This window comes from Brachyspira pilosicoli, from assembly GCF_019402445.1.
GTDB classification, from domain to species: Bacteria; Spirochaetota; Brachyspiria; order Brachyspirales; family Brachyspiraceae; genus Brachyspira; species Brachyspira pilosicoli_B.
The window spans coordinates 1-456 of sequence record NZ_SRZM01000451.1; the positions used below are offsets into that span (position 1 = coordinate 1).

Genomic DNA, 456 nt, shown 5'->3' on the forward strand with positions numbered 1-456 from the left:
TTTTAATACTCAAAAAGTTAAATATGATTATTCTGATATTATAGAAAATTATAATCATTTTATAGAAACAAACAATAATATGAAATACGATTTACATAATTTGAGAGGTTTTATAAAATTCAATTTAAATATATATGATGAAGCTTTAGAAGATTTCAATACTTCAATAAATCATAAATATTCAGACGGTTATTATAATAGGGCTAAACTTAAATACAAATTAAGAGAATATAGTGAGGCTTTAAGAGATTTTAAAAAAGCTAAACAAATATTTATGAGAGATGAAAAGAAAAATGTTGTTGACAGAATAAAATGCGACCATTATATTGCTTGGTGTAATTATAAACTAAATAATATTGATATTGTTTTTGATGATATTGAAGTTGATGATGTAGAAGATAATTCTTTAGCCTATTATAATATAGCAAAATTAAAACTTCATTTAAAGAAATATGA

General features: G+C 20.8%; 1 protein-coding gene. It reads left to right on the forward strand.

Annotation, left to right across the window (positions count from 1 at the left end; translation table 11 throughout):
• The coding region (locus E6A48_RS11785) for a tetratricopeptide repeat protein (RefSeq protein WP_475561310.1) at window positions 1-456 on the forward strand (456 nt) is incomplete at both ends.